General features: G+C 68.2%; 13 protein-coding genes and 1 tRNA gene. 4 read left to right on the top strand and 10 right to left on the bottom strand.

Annotated features, from left to right (window positions below):
• Positions 1–8: 8 nt before the first annotated feature.
• A complete protein-coding gene (locus ASF72_RS14905; protein WP_050686148.1) occupies positions 9–194 on the top strand; it encodes a hypothetical protein in 186 nt (61 codons plus the stop codon).
• 129 nt (positions 195–323) lie between these two features.
• Here ASF72_RS14905 and ASF72_RS14900 read toward each other — a convergent pair whose 3' ends face one another.
• From ASF72_RS14900 to ASF72_RS14855, 10 genes are all read right to left on the bottom strand, one after another.
• Complete coding sequence (locus ASF72_RS14900; protein WP_050686147.1) at positions 324–1169, bottom strand: aldo/keto reductase; 846 nt, start codon at positions 1167–1169, stop codon at positions 324–326.
• 63 nt (positions 1170–1232) lie between these two features.
• Positions 1233–1709: a hypothetical protein gene (locus ASF72_RS14895; RefSeq protein ID WP_050686146.1), complete on the bottom strand. Its 477-nt coding sequence runs from the start codon at positions 1707–1709 to the stop codon at positions 1233–1235.
• A 6-nt stretch (positions 1710–1715) separates the two neighbouring features.
• On the bottom strand, positions 1716–2351 hold the full coding sequence (locus ASF72_RS14890) for a bacterial proteasome activator family protein (RefSeq protein ID WP_050686144.1): 636 nt from the start codon (positions 2349–2351) through the stop codon (positions 1716–1718).
• A 78-nt stretch (positions 2352–2429) separates the two neighbouring features.
• On the bottom strand, positions 2430–2633 hold the full coding sequence (locus ASF72_RS14885) for a YbdD/YjiX family protein (RefSeq protein ID WP_050686142.1): 204 nt from the start codon (positions 2631–2633) through the stop codon (positions 2430–2432).
• On the bottom strand, positions 2633–4933 hold the full coding sequence (locus tag ASF72_RS14880) for a carbon starvation CstA family protein (RefSeq protein ID WP_056600210.1): 2301 nt from the start codon (positions 4931–4933) through the stop codon (positions 2633–2635). The genes ASF72_RS14885 and ASF72_RS14880 overlap by 1 nt, the downstream gene beginning before the upstream one ends.
• A 358-nt stretch (positions 4934–5291) precedes the next feature.
• Entirely contained in the window at positions 5292–5576 is a 285-nt protein-coding gene (locus tag ASF72_RS14875; RefSeq protein WP_050686138.1) for a DUF1540 domain-containing protein, read from the bottom strand.
• Between the two features lie 142 nt (positions 5577–5718).
• The gene (locus tag ASF72_RS14870) at positions 5719–8583 is read right to left on the bottom strand and encodes a hypothetical protein (protein WP_056600207.1); all 2865 of its coding nucleotides are present in this window, start codon (positions 8581–8583) and stop codon (positions 5719–5721) included.
• The gene (locus ASF72_RS14865) at positions 8583–9320 is read right to left on the bottom strand and encodes an ABC transporter ATP-binding protein (protein WP_056600203.1); all 738 of its coding nucleotides are present in this window, start codon (positions 9318–9320) and stop codon (positions 8583–8585) included. The genes ASF72_RS14870 and ASF72_RS14865 overlap by 1 nt, the downstream gene beginning before the upstream one ends.
• On the bottom strand, positions 9317–9922 hold the full coding sequence (locus ASF72_RS14860) for a PadR family transcriptional regulator (protein ID WP_056600200.1): 606 nt from the start codon (positions 9920–9922) through the stop codon (positions 9317–9319). The genes ASF72_RS14865 and ASF72_RS14860 overlap by 4 nt, the downstream gene beginning before the upstream one ends.
• 137 nt (positions 9923–10059) lie before the next feature.
• Positions 10060–11043, bottom strand: a complete 984-nt coding sequence (locus ASF72_RS14855; protein WP_056600197.1) for an NAD(P)H-quinone oxidoreductase — start codon at positions 11041–11043, stop codon at positions 10060–10062.
• Positions 11044–11151: 108 nt separating this feature from the next.
• On the opposite strand from ASF72_RS14855, the gene ASF72_RS14850 reads away from it, so the two are divergent.
• The 3 genes from ASF72_RS14850 (at position 11152) to ASF72_RS14840 (ending at position 17011) form a co-directional block, all read left to right on the top strand.
• Positions 11152–11239, top strand: a tRNA-Ser gene (locus tag ASF72_RS14850).
• A gap of 166 nt (positions 11240–11405) precedes the next feature.
• Positions 11406–12197 (top strand): VOC family protein, encoded by a 792-nt coding sequence (locus ASF72_RS14845; RefSeq protein ID WP_056600194.1) that lies wholly within the window; start codon positions 11406–11408, stop codon positions 12195–12197.
• Positions 12198–12460: 263 nt separating this feature from the next.
• Positions 12461–17011: an ExeM/NucH family extracellular endonuclease gene (locus ASF72_RS14840; RefSeq protein WP_056600191.1), complete on the top strand. Its 4551-nt coding sequence runs from the start codon at positions 12461–12463 to the stop codon at positions 17009–17011.

Below are 17011 nucleotides of genomic sequence, written 5' to 3'. Positions count from 1 at the left end.
CTTGAAGCATGGAAACGCACACCGTTCAGGAATTTCACGTCACGTACTTTGACGCCGACTGCGGCCGCGCCCGGGCTGAAGTCTTCGACACCTTGGCCGGCGCCCGGCGGTTCGCCGACCGGCACAGCACCGGTGCGGACGGCTGGGCCGTGGTGGACACCGTCACCGTCGAGCAGGTCCGCCTCGCCGCTTAGCGCCGGGCACAGCGGGGCGCCGCAGCAACGCGGTTAACGCGGGAACCCGCACCGCCCATGCGGGCAGTACGGGTTCCGGCGGCTTCACGCGGCCGGCGTGGGGGCCGTGCCGGTGCCTGGCCGTGGTGGTCAGGCGAAGTCGGAAACGGCCGGGTCGGCACCGATCCGGCCTTCGCCGGCAGCGGTGCGGTCCAGGCCGTTGAGGGCCTCGATGTCGCCGGCGTCCAGGGCCACTTCGAGGGCCGCGAAGTTCTCGCGGATCCGGGATTCGGTGACGGACTTGGGGATGACCACGTTGCCGATCGCCAGGTGCCAGGCGATGACGACCTGCGCCGGGGTGACCTGGTGCTTGGCCGCGACGGCAGCCACTGCCGGGTCTTCCAGGAGCTCGCCGCCCTGGCCCAGCGGAGACCAGGCCTGGGTGAGGATGCCGTTCGCAGCACCGAACTCGCGGAGTTCGCGCTGGCTGAAGTAAGGGTGCAGTTCGATCTGGTGGATGGCCGGAACCACGCCGGTTTCATCGATCAGGCGCTGCAGCCCGGCCGTGGTGAAGTTGGAGACACCGATGGACTTGACCCGGCCGCGCTTCTGCAGCTCCACCAGGGCCTTCCAGGTGTCAACGTACTTGTCCTGCTTGGGCTGCATCCAGTGGATCAGGTACAGGTCAAGGGTTTCCAGGCCGAGCCGGGCCATGGACTCTTCGAAAGCGGCCAGCGTTTCCTCGTAGCCCTGATCCGCGTTCCACAGCTTGGTGGTGATGAACAGCTCTTCCGGGGAGATGCCGGAGGAGGCGATGGCGCGGCCCACGCCGGCTTCATTGCCGTAGATCTTCGCGGTGTCGATGTGCCGGAAGCCTGCTTCGAAAGCCTGGCGGACCACTTTTTCCGCTACGTCGTCCTCAACCTGCCACACGCCATAGCCGAGCTGGGGGATCGTGTTTCCGTCATTGAAAGTCAGTGTTGGTGAAGAAGTCATGCCCTCATCCTGCCAAACCGCTGCCGCCTGAAGGGGTGAATCCGGCCGGACTATGCCAGGCGCTTAACCGGGAATATCCTGCTGTCCTGCTGCCGGAGCGTCCCCGCGAAGGTGCCTCTCGGCGTCGGCCACCTGTTCAAAAACCGATTCGGCCCGGCGCCGCACAGAGGCTGCCCCGACCGGAACCGGGCCAACGGCCAGCCGCAGCATGGCGGCAGCTTCAGCGGTGGTGGCCAGGGAATTGCCGGCCTTGGACAACGCCCGGTGCACCCCGGACAGGGCCACGGGAATGTCCAGCCCCTCGCTGGGGGAACGCCGCTGGGCTTCCACGCAGATGATCCGGACGCGGTCCAGGAGGGCTGCGAGGCTGTTGGCGACCTCCACCAGCTCGGCATACAGCTGGTCGTCCTCGACGCCTTCCAGGACCTGGTGGAACCGGTCAAGGCCGCGGTGGAAGCGGTCGTGGGCGCGCCGCCACAGCCCCTTGCCCAGTTCTGTGTCGTCCTTGCGCCCTTGCCTGGCGGCGCTGAAAAAACCCAAGCTGGCCTACAGGTACTGTCCGGGACCGTGGTCCGGATCGTTGGGCTGGCCAGGCTGCGCGGGCGATCCCGGCGGGGTGCCGGCTCGTTGGGGTTCGCCGTTGTCGCCGATTACTACCCCGGGGGCAATCACAGTGCCGGGCGGCAGCTGGCGCAGCTGGAGCTGGGCGGAGTGTTCCCTGGCTGCGTGCTGGGCAGCGATGGCGGTTTGGATGCCGTGGAACAGGCCTTCCAGCCAGCCCACGAGCTGGGCCTGGGCGATGCGCAGCTCGGCGTCCGAGGGCGTGGCGTTATCGTCAAAGGGCAACCGGATCCGGTCCAGTTCCGCCACCAGCTCGGGCGCCAGCCCGTCTTCGAGTTCCTTGATGGAGCGGGCGTGGATCTCGGCCAGCCTGCCGCGTGCGGCGTCATCCAGCGGCGCGGACTTCACCTCGGCAAGGAGCTGGCGGATCATGGTGCCGATCCGCATCACCTTGGCCGGCTGGTCCACCAGGTCCTGCAGGTTGCCGCCTTTGGTCCGGGCGCCGGCCCCGGGCGCGGGTTCCGCCGGAGCGGACCCGCCGTCGCCGGGCCGGTCCCCGTCAAGGGTGGTGCCTTCCACCGGTAGGTCCTCGGCTGCCTGTGCGGGGATCGGATCGCTCATGCGTTCATACTCTCATGAGCGATCCGTCCCCGGCCCCCGTGTGAACGTCCCTGACGGGGTTGTCCGCTGCAGGCTCAATCAGCAGCAGCGGCCCTGGGGGTTGGCGTCCTGGCGGTCCGTACGGTCACGCCAGAACTCCCGCTCTGTCAGGGGCGCCGACTGGTGCCCCATAGCCTGGTGGTGTTCCAGGTACCGGGTGTAAGCGTCGGCGCCCATCACGCTGCCCAGGTAGCGGGCAGCGCCCCTGACGCCTTTGGCCAGGACCGCCATGGGCGCCGGCATCAGTGGTGTCCCGCCCGTTCGAACCGCTGGCTGGCGGGCACCTTGTCCCACTCAGCCAGCAGGGCACGCTCGGCGGCCGTGGGGATGACCCCGGCCGGGGCGAACACCTTCGATGGCACGGCCGGGTCCTCGTTGCCTTCAGGCCGCCCGGCGGCGTCCCGGGTCCGGAAGGCCTTTACGGTTGCCAGCAGGGCGGTGGCGATCACGATGATGCTCAGCACCACAAAGATCACCGACAGCCAGCCCTGGATCCCGGTGTTGCGGACCACTGCCTCCATGGCAGCCACAGACTTGGCCGAGCCGAACTCGGTTTTCCCGTCCGCCAGCGCCTTGCTGAATGCTGCGTTGTTGGCGAAGTAGCCCACCGACGGGGTGGCGGAGAAGATCTTCTGGAAGCTCGCCGTAATGGTGACGACGGCGGCGAATGCCAGGGGCAGGGCCACAATCCACAGGTACTTGAACGTGCCCTTCTTGGCCACAATGGCCAGACACACGGACAACGCGATGGCGGCCAGCAGCTGGTTGGCGATGCCGAACAGCGGGAACAGGGTATTGATCCCGCCCAACGGGTCCGTGACGCCCATCAGGAGCACCGCACCCCACGCCCCCACCATGATGGCGGTGCAGAGCCAGGCTCCGGGCCGCCAGGAGGCTTCCTTGAACTTGGGAATGAAGTTGCCCACCGAGTCCTGCAGCATAAAGCGGGCAACGCGGGTGCCGGCGTCCACGGCGGTCAGGATGAACAGGGCCTCAAACATGATGGCGAAGTGGTACCAGAACGACATCATGGCCGTGCCGCCGATGAACTGCTGCATGATGTGGGCCAGGCCCACTGCGAGGGTGGGGGCGCCGCCGGTGCGCGAGATGATGCTTTCCTCGCCCACGTTGGCAGCTGTCTGGGCCAGGAAATCGGGGGTGATGTTCACGCCGGCGAGGCCCAGGCTGTTCACCCAGGTGGCGGCAGTTTCGACGGTGCCGCCGGTCAGCGCGGCCGGGGCGTTCATGGCGAAGTACAGGCCGCGGTCGATCGAGATGGCAGCCACCAGGGCCATGATGGCCACAAAGGATTCCATCAGCATTCCGCCATAGCCAATAAAACGCGTCTGCCGTTCCTTCTCCACCAGTTTGGGGGTGGTGCCGGAGGAAATCAGGGCGTGGAAGCCGGAGAGCGCGCCGCAGGCGATGGTGACGAACAGGAAGGGGAACAGCGCTCCGGAGAACACCGGGCCGTTGTCGCGGCCGGCGAACTCGCTGAACGCCGGCACGGTGATTTCAGGCCGGACCACAATGATGGCAAGTGCCAGCATCACGATCACGCCGATCTTCATAAAGGTGGACAGGTAGTCGCGGGGGGCAAGCAGCAGCCAGACCGGGAGGATGGCGGCGATGAAGCCGTAGACGATCAGGCCCCACGCCAGGGTGACCTTATCCAGGGTGAAGAGTTCGGCGCCCCACGCGGTCTCGGCCACAAAGCCGCCGCCGATGATGGCGGCCATCAGCAGGACAAACCCGATGAGGGAAACCTCCATGATTTTGCCGGGCCGCAGGTAACGCAGGTAGACACCCATAAACAGCGCAATGGGGATGGTCAGTCCCACGGAGAAGACACCCCAGGGGCTTTCGCCGAGCGCGTTGACCACAACGAGCGCCAGGATGGCCACGATGATGACCATGATCAGCAGCGTGGCTACCAGGGCTGCGGTGCCGCCCACCACACCAAGTTCCTCGCGCGCCATCTGGCCCAGGGAACGGCCGCCGCGGCGCATGGAGAAGAACATCACCAGGTAGTCCTGGACTGCGCCGGCAAGGACCACGCCGATGATGATCCAGATGGTGCCGGGAAGGTAGCCCATCTGGGCTGCGATGATCGGCCCCACCAACGGGCCCGCGCCGGCGATCGCGGCGAAGTGGTGCCCGAACAGGACGTTCCGGTCGGTCCGGACGTAGTCCTTGCCGTCAGCCTTATATTCGGCGGGGGTGGCGCGTTTGTCGTCAGGTTTGGTCAGGTAGCGCTCGATGACCTTCGAGTAGAAGCGGTAGCCGATGAGGTACGTGCAGACGGAGGCGAAGACGAACCAGATGGCGTTGACGGTTTCGCCGCGCGCAATGGCCAGCATGAACCAGGCCACGCCGCCCAGCAGCGCAATGGCGGCCCACAGGGCGATTTTCGCCGGTGTCCACTTCCTGTCCTCGGCTTCCAGGACGGCGTCGTCCACGGCGACGGCGGGCAGGGCCGGGTCAGTGGCCACGGCACCTTCCCCCGGCGATGGATTCCTTCGTTGCTCAGGTGTTGGTGCCATGTCTCCTCCTTGAGAGTGTTCACTGTTGCTTGCAGGCACCTTACCAATGCATCCGGCTGCCGGGACGGCTTTCGGGTTATGCCGCCGGCGGGGTGCGGCGAACGGCGGGCATGGGGCGGCGAACGACGCCGGCACCTGGCTTGCAGAGTGCGCTCACGTCTTGGGCGGGCCGGGCAGCGGGCGTCCGGCCGGGCAGTCCGGCCGGTCGGCGGTATGGGGTTTGCCGCTGTTGGGTCGGTGCGGGATTGGCGGCTGGGTTGCAGCTGTCGGTACCTGCGTGGCAGTGCCGCGAAACAGGCAGGGCCCCCGGCCGGGTGTCCGGTCGGAGGCCCTGTCCCGGGACAGTGGTGTCCGGTGGTCAGGCGTGCGAGTAGGTGAGGCAGTCGGCGTTGTCCGCGCCCGGGCCAACGTGCACGGCGGGGGCGTTGCACATCAGGTGGTCGTTGTGAACGCATTCGGAGCGCTGGCAGGCCCCGACATCGGCCAGGACTTTGGGCAGGCCGCCGCTGTGGCCGGTGTCGATGAAGGTGGCACAGGAGGCGTGGTCTTCCGTTCCCCCCACAGTAATGGCGTGCGCTGTGCAGCCTTCATGGTCGTTGAACGAACAACGGGTGACACTGCAATCGGCAACGTGGGTTGTCATGAGCTTCCTCCGTGGGCTCCGCCGCCCCTGGCAGGCGGCTCCTGCAACCCACGCTAGGCCTGTTGCGGTCAATCAAAAAGACCCAATTGTGTGACCTATTGGCTTCTGGCCCCAGCCCGGACCCGGCCATGCCCGCAGGCCGTCAGGTTCCTTGCTCCCGCCGGCCCGTGGGCAGGGCCGCCCTGGTGAACGTCCAGGCGAGGGCGGCGGCCACCAGCGGGACTGCCAGCACCAGGACCAGCAGGTACGTCCACGGGACCGCCAGCGCGATCCGCATTTCCGTGGCTGCCACGAGCAGCACAGCGGGGACCACGCCGGCCGCTGCACCCAGTGCCGCGCCCAGCCCGGCCGTGAAGAGCGCCTGGCTTCCGGCGAGCGCTTTGCAGAGCCTGGGTGCGGCACCCACCGCGGCCAGGGTCCTCTGGTCCCGGCGGCCATCGGCGAGCGCCAGACCGGTGGTGATGCCGGCGGCGCTGACGGTGATCAGCGCACTGGCCAGCACGATGGCCCACATCTGCCAGGAACTGTCCCTGGGGATCCCCGGTTCCACCCAGAGGGCGGCGCCGGGGTGTTTGTACGTCGAGGCAATAACGCCGTTGGCAGTGTCAACCTGGGCCGCGGAGGGGTGCTCCGTGAGCTGGACCAGCAACTCACTGGGACGCGGCTCCATCCCCAGCCGCGCTGCCGTGCCGGCGGAAATGACGCCGTAGTAGGGAACCGGAACCAGCGGTTCCACCACCGCCGCCACCAGGGGGACGCTGCCGACCGGGTCATACTGCATTTGGCGCCCCGCTGGTTCATCCATGGGCCGGCGAAGGTCCAGGGTTTGAAGTTCCACCGTCCCGTCGCGGACAAAGACCTGGTTGGTCACCACCATTCCGCCGTTCGCCAGGACGGCCAGGGCAGCCGGCCCGGGTTCCACGCCCAGGACGGCACGGATCTCGTCAGCGCCGCCCACCACGATGGACCGGGGCGAGCCGGTCCCCTCGGCCAGCGGTCCCTTGCAGCGCGGGTCGCCGGGATCCTGCAGCCGCCCCATCGGCGTCACGGGGCAGGCGTTGCCCGGCGGGGTGCCCAGCGCGTACTGGAGGCAGTTCCTGGTGGCCGTCCGGGCGGGGGCAAGGTCTTCACCGGGACCATCGAAGCAGTTCAGCGGCGGGGCGGGCGTGGCGACCACCCTGGTCCAGGCCACGGTGCCCAGGGCTCCGCTGAGCGCGGCGGAAAGCTGCTCCGGCGCCACTGCGGTGGCTGGCTGCGGGGTGCCGTCCACCAGGGGCGGCTGCTCCAGCGACAGGGGCAGGAAGGCCTGGTTCTCAAGGGCGGTCCAGGAGTAGGTTTCGCGGATCCCGGCCTGCTGGCTCGCCGCCAGGACCAGGGCACTGCTGGCCAGCGCCGCCGCGGCCAGGACTGCGGCCACTGCGGGCACCGTGCGGTTGCGGTTCCTGGTGGCATCGCGGGCAGCCAGGCGGAGCGCCAGTGGCAGCCGCCCGGTCCGGCGCGGGAGAAGGGTAAGGAGCCACCCGGTCAGCAGTGACAGCGCCACCACGGTCAACACCGCACCCCCGGTCAGCAGGCCCGAGGCCACGGGGAACAGCTCCGCCAGCCGGTCCGGATCGCTGGTGGAGTGTCCCACGAACCAGCTTCCGGCGAAGGCACCGGCGGCGGCCAGCAGTAGGGCAGCGCCGGTGATGGCACTCTTTTTCGCGCTTCCGGCCGGGGCGCGCCCGGTCTTCAGCGCCCCCAGCACCGCCCGGCGGGCCACGTGGTGTGCAGGCGACCGCGCGGCGAGAAGGCAGGCGGCAAGCCCCATCACCATGGCGACGGCTGTAGGCACCGGGTCCGGGTGCACCCCGGCCAGGCGGGCCGAACCGGCAGCCCGGACCCACAGCACCACAAGGGCTGCCGCGCCGAACCCCAGGGCCGCGCCCAGCACAACGGCGGTCCCGCCCAGCCACAGGCCTGCCGCCGTGACGACGGCGCGGAGGGTGGGCGCTTCGGCGCCGGAAGCGGCCAGCAGTGCAAGTTCGCGGATCTGGCCTTTGGCGCCAACGGCAAAGGCGGTGCCCGCCAGCAGGCCGACCTCCAGCAGTGCCAGCGCTCCGATCAGCGCAAACGTTGCATACATGCCGAGTTCCGCGGCCAACCCCTGGTCCGGCAACGGGCCGCCGTCGAACGTTTGCTGGTCCGCGGGCGGCGGATTGAGCACCACGTCACGGGACAGTACGGCCACCCCCGCCCGGTTGGCCGCCCGGACCTGCTGCCACGTGACGGGTTCGGGTCCGGCGAGGTAGTAGGACGTGGTGACAGAGTCCGCGGCCACCCCGGCCAGCAGCCCGGCCGGAACCTGGTCCGCCGCAAGGTAGAGGAACGAATTGCCGTCAGAGGTGTCGGCGTCACGGAGGATGCCCACGGGTGTGAACGTGCCGGCGGAAGTGGTGATGGTGGTGCCCGGCTCCAGGCCGAACCGGTCCAGGAACCCTGGGGAGGCCAGTACCTCAGCGGGGGACTGCGGCGCGCGGCCGGAAAGCAGTGAGTAGCGGCCGGCGAAGGCCGGGTGGAGCGCGTCGACCACCCTCGCGCCGAAGGAGGCGTCGCCGTCGCCCACCCGGGTGGTCAGCTGGAGCTGCCGGTGCGGGACCACCTCATACCCCGCCGGGACAAGGTCCAGCGGGTCACTGCCAACGAACCCGGGATCGTGCGCACCGGAGCTGGAGACCACCCTGGTGTCATCCAGCGGGTCCTGGACGGAGTCGCCGTTGGGAGCGGGAAGCGTGCTGAACCGCGCCTGCATGCCGCCCAGTTCATAGCGGACGGTCTCATCGGGAGTGCGGTGCAGGCTTTGGTTCAAGGTCGCCGCCCCGGTCATGGCCGCGACGGGCAGCAGGATCAGCAGGACAATCAGCACCGACCTGCCGCGGTGGCGGCGGATGTCCCGGCGGGCCATCCGGAGGGCAACGCGGAAGCTGCCCCGCCGCCCGCCAGGCGCCGGAGCCAGATTCAACGGCATCAGAAGCCGGCCTGGGTCAGCAGCATCGTGGGATCGTGCATGGCCGAGGCCTGGTCCACGATCCGGCCATCACGCAGGAACACCACCCGGTCGGCCCAGGCCGCGTGCCGGGCCTCGTGGGTAACCAGCATCACGGCGGCACCCGCATCGGCGCGGGCCCGCAAAACCTCCATCACCCCGTGCCCGGTGGTGGAGTCCAATGCTCCGGTGGGCTCGTCGGCAAGAATCAGGCGCCGCTCGCCCACAATGGCGCGGGCGATTGCCACCCGCTGCTGCTGTCCGCCGGACATCTGGTCCAGGAAACGGTCCGCCAGCTCCGGGATACCCACCTGGCGCAGCGCGTCGGCGGCCTGCCGGCGGGCCTTTTTCAGGGGTGTGCCATCCAGTTCCAGCGGCAGGCTGACGTTCTCCGCGGCCGTCAGGGTGGGGACCAGGTTGAAGTCCTGGAACACATACCCCACAGCGCGGCGGCGGAGCCGTGCCAGGTCATTCAGGCCCAGCCCGGCAAGGGGGGTGGATTCCACAAAGACTCCGCCGCCCGTGGGCTTGTCCAGTCCGCCTGCGAGAGCGAGGAGGGAGGATTTCCCGGATCCGGACGGCCCCATCACGGCCACAAATTCTCCTGCTGCCACGCTCAGGTCCACTTCGCGCAGGGCCGCCACCGCCGTGGCGCCCGCGCCGAATGTCCGGCTGACTTTGGCGAGTTCGAGGACCTGCTGCGGACCCTGGACGCTCATCGGCGGGTATCCGCGGTGGGCGTGGCGTCTTCCGGGACCCCGGCGGATGATGGGCGGGTGACGGCCTGGCCGGCGGCCTGCGCCTGTTGGACCATCCGCGCCTCGCAAAGGTCAAGCCACCGGACTTCCGCTTCGGTCTGGAAGATCAGCGAGTCGAGCACCAGCAGCCAGGCCGTATCTCCTGTCCGCGGTGTGCCGGCGGCGTCCCGGCGGGCCCTGGTGTAATCCTGCAGCGCCCTGATGGAGGCAACGCGCTGCGCCTGGATGATGGCCTGGACATCCACTCCCGGCAGCGTCACGGCGAGCGCGAGCTTGATGGCGAGCTCATTCCGCGGCGGGTTGTTCCGTTCCACCGGGGCGGCGAACCAGCCCCGGACTTCAGCAGTCCCGGCGGCGGTGATGCTGTACACCACGTGGCCTTCGCCGTCGTCGCCCTCCTTGGCCACCAGGGCGTCGCGTTCCAGCCGGTCCAGGGTGGTGTAGACCTGCCCGATGTTCAACGGCCAGGTAGCGCCCGTACGGTTTTCAAACTCGACCCGGAGCTGGTAGCCGTACCGCGGCTGGTCCTGCAGGAGGGCGAGGAGGCTGTGGCGGATGGACATACGGCTCCCTTGCGTGGCTGGCTGCCGGTATGCACGGACCCCCAAGACCCGTGCATACCGCGTATAGACGAGCCTAGCCGGAGTGAAGTCCCCTGGCAATACTGAGTATCTAGCGCCTGCGCCGCCGGAACGGCGGACTACATCACCAGCAGGATCTTGCCCACGTGATCGCCGGTATCGAAGTACCGGTGCGCCGCCCTGACCTGTTCCAGCGGGAAGGACCTGGCCACCAAGGGGCGGATCCGGCCGTCACTGACCAGCGGCCACACCGCGTCGCGCACCGCCGTCATGATGGCGCCCTTTTCGGCGACAGGCCGGGGCCGCAGGGCCGTGGCCACCACCGCACCGCGCTTGGACAACAGCTTGCCGAGGTCGAGTTCGCCCGTGGCACCACCCTGCAGCCCGATAACCACCAGCCTGCCGTATTCGGCCAGGGCATCCACGTTCTGGCGGAGGTATTTGGCTCCCACCACATCCAGGATCACATCGGCCCCCTTGCCCCCGTTCTGGCGGCGCAGGCTCTCCGGAAAGTCCTCTTCCCGGTAGTTGATGGCGATATCCGCACCGAGGAAGGCCGTGGCGGTGCCCACCTTCTCATCGGACCCTGCGGTGGTGGCAACCCGCGCGCCGAAGGCTTTGGCCAGCTGGATGGCGAACGTGCCGATCCCGCCGGTGGCACCGTGGATCAGGACCGTTTCGCCGGCCTGCAGCTGCGCGGTCATGATCAGGTTCGAATAAACAGTGGCCGCGACCTCCGGCAGGGACGCAGCGGTGACCAGATCCACACCGTCCGGCAGCCGCAGGACCTGCTCGGCGGGGACCGCCACCTGCTGGGCATAACCGCCGCCGGCCAGCAGGGCCACCACCTTGTCGCCCAGGGAAAACGCCTTGGCGACCCCGGGCCCGAAACCCGCGATCCGGCCGGAAACCTCCAGGCCGGGAATTTCGGACACACCGGGCGGGGGCGGGTATACGCCCTTGCGCTGCTGCACGTCCGCGCGGTTCAGGCCGGCAGCCACCACGTCGATCAGCACCTCGCCCGTACCCGGCACGGGGGCGTCCACCTCGCGGACTTCCAGCACCTCCGGGCCGCCCGGTTCCGATATAAAGACGGCTTTCATGGACCTCTCCCGTTCCTGACTGAATACTGGCCTGCCACCAGTGTGCACCGGACACTTTCCGGGCTCTGTTTTGTTGCAGGCAAGTGCCTATGAAACACTACTCGTTGAGGAAGGTTGTCCGAGCGGCCGAAGGAGCTAGTCTTGAAAACTAGTGTGCGGTAACCCCGTACCAAGAGTTCGAATCTCTTACCTTCCGCGGAATAACCCCGGCGTGCCAGTGATCTGGCCGCCGGGGTTTTTTGCTTAACCGCCCGATCCGCACCCGCCGCACAGGGCGCTTGCCAGTGTCAGGGGCCCGCCATAGTCTCTGGAGTGATCCGGCCGCTGGGGCCGGACAGCTGACCTTGCACCCAGGAGATTCCATGCCCACTCCGGATTTCATCAACGGTTCGCCCTGCTGGATCGACCTTATGACCAGCGACACGGACCAGGCCTGCGCGTTTTACGGCAGCCTGTTCGGCTGGGAATTCGAGGTGGGCGACACCGAAAAATACGGCGGCTACATCATGGCTGCCAGGAACGGCAGCACGGTGGCGGGCATCATGGCCCGGCAGCCGGACCAGGTGGGCATGCCGGACCTGTGGTCCGTCTACCTGCGCACCGATGACGCTGCAGCCACCGCCGACGCCGTGGTGGCGCATGGCGGTTCCATCCACCTGGGTCCCCTGGAGGTCCCGGATCAAGGCACCATGCTGTTCTTCCAGGACTCCGCCGGGGCCGCCACCGGCGCGTGGCAGCCCGGGGCCATGCACGGCTTCGATATCGCGGCCGAGCCCGGCGCCCCGGCCTGGTTCGAACTCCATGCGAAGGACTACCGGGGCGCCCTGGAGTTCTACGCCACCGTGTTCGGCTGGCAGCCCGCCGTCCTGAGCGATACCCCGGAGTTCCGGTACGCCACCTCCGGCGAGGGTGAAAACGCCCACGCCGGAGTCATGGACGCGTCCGCCTACCTGCCGGCCGACGTCCCGCCGCACTGGCAGGTTTACTTTGCCGTGGACGACGCCGACGCCAGCGTGGCCGCGGCGCTGACCCTGGGTGCCACCTTGCTGGAGGGGCCGCAGGACAGCGGTTTCGGCCGGGTGGCGCAGCTCGCCGACCCCACCGGCGCGCGGTTCAGGATCGTGGACGACAATCGGCAGCAGCCTGCGGGCTAGAACCTCCGCAGCCCGTTACGGGGGCGTAAATTCTTCGCCGCACCAACCCCAGCCGGCCAACCCCAAACACTACCCGCGGGTAGTGTTTGTGATGTCCAGCACACCAACCGAATGCACGTCCCATCAATACTGCGTTCATTTGGAGGTGTTGTGATGGCCCGGGCCACGCCTTTTCGGCATTGTCCCGATCAGCACACCTGGCGGCAATCCCCACCCCTTCCGTCGCGTCCCTACAGGGGCAAACCAACGAAAGCCGGAGCAGAATGCATCACTCAACCTGGAAACTGGCGCTGGGCACAGCGCTGTCAGTGGGGCTAATAGCCGCCCCGCTGGCAGCCCTGCCCGCCGCCGCCGTGGACGCCGCACCAGCGGCCGCGGGCACTTCCCCCGTCACCATCAATGAGGCCTACCTGAGCGGGGGCAGCGGCGGGGCAGCGTTCAGAAACAAATTTGTTGAACTCTACAACTCATCGGACACGGCCGTTCCGCTCAGCGGCTGGTCGCTCCAGTACCGGGCCGCCGGCTCCACCGGCAACCCCAGCGGAGTAGCTCCCCTGACGGGCAGCATTCCCGCCAAGGGCCACTACCTGGTCCAGGGTGGAAGCAACGGCGCCAGCGGCGCGGCCCTGCCTACCCCCGACCTGGTGGCCGGCAGCATCAACCCCGCCGGCGCCGGCGGCACCCTGATCCTGGCCAGGCAGCCGGGTGCCCTCGCGGTGACCACCGGCAGTGCGGTCGAGCCCGCCAACGTGGCAGACCTCCTGGGCTACGGCGGCTCCAACACCTTCGAGACGGCCCCGGCGACGGCGCCGTCGGGTAACTCCGATGTCCGGTCCCTGAACCGCGCTCCCGGGGTGGACACCAACAGCAATGCCGCTGACTTCACCCTCGCCGCGGCGATCACACCGACGAACGCGGGCGGCACCGCCCCTGACCCGGATCCCACGCCGGATCCTGATCCCGAGCCCGCCCCGGATCCGGTCACGCGCACCATCGCCGAGATCCAGGGCACCGGAACGGCCAGCCCCATGGTGGGGGCCACTGTCACCACCCGCGGAAAGATCACGGCAGCCTTCCCCACCGGCGGCCTCAACGGCTACTACCTGCAGACGCCCGGCACCGGCGGTGACCTCAATGCCACCAACCACGCGGCCTCGGACGGCATCTTCATCTACTCCCCCGCCACCGTGGCCGGCGTCCGGATCGGTGACCATGTCGAGGTCACCGGCGCCGTTGCCGAGTACTACGGCATGACCCAGGTCAACGTGACCGCGGCCGCCGGCTTCACCAAACTTGCCGAAGCCGCGCCCGAGGTGAAGGCCACCGCCTTCACCCTTCCGGCCAGCGAAACCTTCCGGGAATCCCTCGAAGGCATGCTCCTGGCCCCGCAGGGTCCCCTCACGGTGACTGACAACTACACCCTGAACCAGTACGGCGAAATCGGCCTGGCCGGCGGCACCGGACCGCTGGTCCAGCCCACCGCCGTCGCGCCCTTCGGGTCAGCCGAATACACCGCCACCGTGGCCGGCAACACGGCGCGTGGCATCAAGCTCGACGACGGCTCCAGCACCAACTTCCTCAAGGACGCGGGCACCAAGGCAGAGATCCTGCCGTACCTGACCACAACGGACCCGGTCCGCGTCGGATCCCCCGCAACATTCACGACGAACGTAGTGCTGGGCTACTCCAACGACGCCTGGAAGTTCCAGCCGCTGACGCACCTCACCGCAGCGAACAAGGACACGGTGCAGCCGGCATCCTTCGGCGCCACCCGCACCGAAGCGCCGCAGGCTGTAGGCGGCAACGTCAAGATCGCCTCGTTCAACGTGCTGAACTACTTCCCCACCACCGGCGACACCCTTGCCGGCTGCACGTTCTACCCGGACCGGGCAGGCAATCCCATCACGGTCCGCAGCGGCTGCGACGCCCGCGGTGCCGCCAACGCGGAAAACTTCGAACGCCAGCAGGCCAAGATCGTGGCGGCCATCACCAAGGCCGGCGCGGACGTGGTCACGCTGATGGAAATTGAGAACTCCGCCCAGTTCGGCAAAAACCGCGACGACGCCCTGGCCAAGCTGGTGGCGGCGCTGAACATCGAGACGCCCGGTATCTGGGACTACGTCCGGACCCCCGCCAATGCTCCCCCGCTGTCCGATGAAGACATGATCCGCACGGCCTTCATCTTCAAAAAAGCGGCAGTCGAAACGGTGGGCGAGTCCATCATCCACAACGACACCGCGGCATTCGCCACCGCCCGCAAACCGCTGGCACAGGTTTTCAAGCCGGTGGGCGGCGCAGCCGGCACCGAATTCATCGCCATCGCCAACCACTTCAAGTCCAAGGGCTCCGCAGCCACCCCGGACGACACCGACAAGGGCCAGGGCGCTTCGAACCTCGCACGTACCGCCCAGGCCAAATCCCTACTGGCGTTCACCGAGGGCCTGCAGGCCAGCAAGGCCACCGATAAGGTCTTCCTGATCGGCGACTTCAACTCCTACGGCCACGAAGACCCCATCAATGTCTTCACCGCCGCCGGTTACGTCAACCAGGACAACAAGGCCCGCAACACCGACGGCTCCGCGAAGCATTCCTACCTCTTCGGTGGCCTGGTGGGTTCCCTGGACCACATCCTCGCCTCCCCCGCGGCTGACGCCGTGGTGTCCGGTGCCGACATCTGGAACATCAACTCGGTGGAGTCGGTGGCCCTTGAATACAGCCGCTACAACAACAACGTCACCGACTACTACGCCCCGGACCAGTTCCGCGCCAGCGACCACGATCCCGTGGTGGTGGGCCTGAACCTGCAGTCCGCTCCAGCCAGCGTTGACCTGAACTTCCTGGGCATCAACGATTTCCACGGCCGGATCGACACCAACACCGTCCAGTTCGCCGGCACCATCGAGAAGCTGCGGGCAGCCGCTGCCCCGGGCGCCACGGCGTTCCTCTCCGCAGGCGACAACATCGGCGCCTCGCTGTTCGCGTCCGCGGTTGCCAAGGACCAGCCCACCATCGACGTGCTGAACACCCTGGAGCTGAAGGCATCCGCGGTGGGCAACCACGAATTCGACGGCGGCTGGGCGGACCTGCGGGACCGCGTGATCGCCGGCGGCACCAACGCGAAGTTCCCGTACCTGGGCGCCAACGTCTATGCCAAGGGCACCACCACCCCGGTCCTGCCGGAGTACACGGTCCTGGACATGAACGGCATCAAGGTGGCCGTGATCGGCACCGTCACCCAGGAAGTCCCGTCGCTGGTCACCCCGGCCGGCATCACCGGCCTCGAGTTCGGCGACCCCGTAGCGGCCATCAACCGGGTGGCTGCCACCATCACCGCCGGGAACCTGGCGGACGTCATCATCGTGGAGAACCACGACGGCGCCGGCTCGGGAACCCCGGACGGCGCAACACTGGAGCAGGAAGTGGCAGCCGGCGGACCGTTCGCCAAGCTGGTCACCGAAACCTCAGCCGACGTGGACGCCATCTTCACCGGCCACACGCACAAGGAATACGCCTGGGACGCACCCGTCCCCGGCGTTGACGGCAAGACCCGGCCGATCGTCCAGACCGGCAACTACGGCGAAAACATCGGCCAGATCCAGCTGACCGTGGACACCGCCACCAAGGCCGTGACCGCGTACAAGGCCGGGAACGTCAAACGCACCACCGACCCCGCCGCCGGGCTGATCGCCGCCTACCCCCGCGTCGCAACGGTGGACGGCATCGTCAAGAAGGCCCTCGCCGACGCAGCCGTCATCGGCGACCAGCCCATCGGTTCGGTCACCAAGGACATCACCACCGCGTTCACCCCGGACCCCGCAGGAGGCCCCGCCAAGCGCGATGACCGTGCCAGCGAGTCCACCCTGGGCAACCTGGTGGCCGATTCCCTGTTGGATTCGCTGAAGTCCGCGGACCTCGGCGGCGCGGAGATCGGCGTCGTCAATCCCGGCGGCCTGCGCAACGAGCTGTACTACGCCCCGGACGGCACCATCACGTACGCCGAGGCCAACGCGGTACTGCCGTTTGTGAACAACCTGTGGACCACGTCGCTGACCGGCGCGCAGGTGAAAACCCTGCTGGAGCAGCAGTGGCAGACCAACGCCGACGGTTCGGTTCCCAGCCGCGCCTACCAGCAGCTGGGCCTGTCCAAAAACGTCAATTACACCTACGACGCAGCCCGCGCCGCCGGTGACCGGATCACCTCGATCCGCGTGAACGGCACCCTGATCGATCCGGCGAAGTCCTACCGGATCGGCACGTTCAGCTTCCTGGCAACGGGCGGCGACAACTTCCGGGTCTTCACGCAGGGCACCGGCACCAAGGACTCCGGCCTGGTGGACCGCGACGCCTGGATCGGGTACCTGCAGAAAAGCGGTCCCGTGGCACCGGACTTCGCCCGGCGCTCCGTGGCCGTAGCCAACAGCACAGCGGCCGGGGTCAAGCCCGGCGAGCCGGTGACGCTGGCCATCACCAAGCTGGACCTCACCTCCCTGGGCAGCCCGGTGAACACCTCGCTCACCGCGGTGTTTACCGACGCGGCCGGAAAGGTGACCCGGCTGGGCACGGTTCCCGTGGCAGCCGGAACCGCCGCCGTCAGCCTGCCGGTTCCCGCCGGAGCTGCGGCGGGGACTGCCACCCTGGTGCTGACCGCCGCGGAATCCGGAACGACCGTGACTGCGGACGTGACGGTTGCAGCCGTCACTCCGCCGGCACCGGTCTGCAAGGCCCCCACGGCCCCCACCAAGTGGTACGACGTGCTGGGCTGGATCCGCTACGGCATCCAGTGGCTCCAGTACCAGGTTTGCCTGCGGGGCTGA

This window comes from Arthrobacter sp. Leaf141 (assembly GCF_001424565.1).
Classification (GTDB): Bacteria; Actinomycetota; Actinomycetes; order Actinomycetales; family Micrococcaceae; genus Arthrobacter.
Note: the sequence above shows the minus strand (reverse complement) of the source record. Positions and strands in the feature narration are given on the sequence as shown.

What these genes read in the sequence shown, in the direction of transcription:
- ASF72_RS14905 (WP_050686148.1), top strand. Translation starts at nt 9, where the DNA reads ATGGAAACGCACACCGTTCAGGAATTTCACGTCACGTACTTTGACGCC.
- ASF72_RS14900 (WP_050686147.1), bottom strand. Translation starts at nt 1,169, where the DNA reads ATGACTTCTTCACCAACACTGACTTTCAATGACGGAAACACGATCCCC.
- ASF72_RS14890 (WP_050686144.1), bottom strand. Translation starts at nt 2,351, where the DNA reads ATGAGCGATCCGATCCCCGCACAGGCAGCCGAGGACCTACCGGTGGAA.
- ASF72_RS14885 (WP_050686142.1), bottom strand. Translation starts at nt 2,633, where the DNA reads ATGCCGGCGCCCATGGCGGTCCTGGCCAAAGGCGTCAGGGGCGCTGCC.
- ASF72_RS14880 (WP_056600210.1), bottom strand. Translation starts at nt 4,933, where the DNA reads ATGGCACCAACACCTGAGCAACGAAGGAATCCATCGCCGGGGGAAGGT.
- ASF72_RS14875 (WP_050686138.1), bottom strand. Translation starts at nt 5,576, where the DNA reads ATGACAACCCACGTTGCCGATTGCAGTGTCACCCGTTGTTCGTTCAAC.
- ASF72_RS14870 (WP_056600207.1), bottom strand. Translation starts at nt 8,583, where the DNA reads ATGCCGTTGAATCTGGCTCCGGCGCCTGGCGGGCGGCGGGGCAGCTTC.
- ASF72_RS14865 (WP_056600203.1), bottom strand. Translation starts at nt 9,320, where the DNA reads ATGAGCGTCCAGGGTCCGCAGCAGGTCCTCGAACTCGCCAAAGTCAGC.
- ASF72_RS14860 (WP_056600200.1), bottom strand. Translation starts at nt 9,922, where the DNA reads ATGTCCATCCGCCACAGCCTCCTCGCCCTCCTGCAGGACCAGCCGCGG.
- ASF72_RS14855 (WP_056600197.1), bottom strand. Translation starts at nt 11,043, where the DNA reads ATGAAAGCCGTCTTTATATCGGAACCGGGCGGCCCGGAGGTGCTGGAA.
- ASF72_RS14845 (WP_056600194.1), top strand. Translation starts at nt 11,406, where the DNA reads ATGCCCACTCCGGATTTCATCAACGGTTCGCCCTGCTGGATCGACCTT.
- ASF72_RS14840 (WP_056600191.1), top strand. Translation starts at nt 12,461, where the DNA reads ATGCATCACTCAACCTGGAAACTGGCGCTGGGCACAGCGCTGTCAGTG.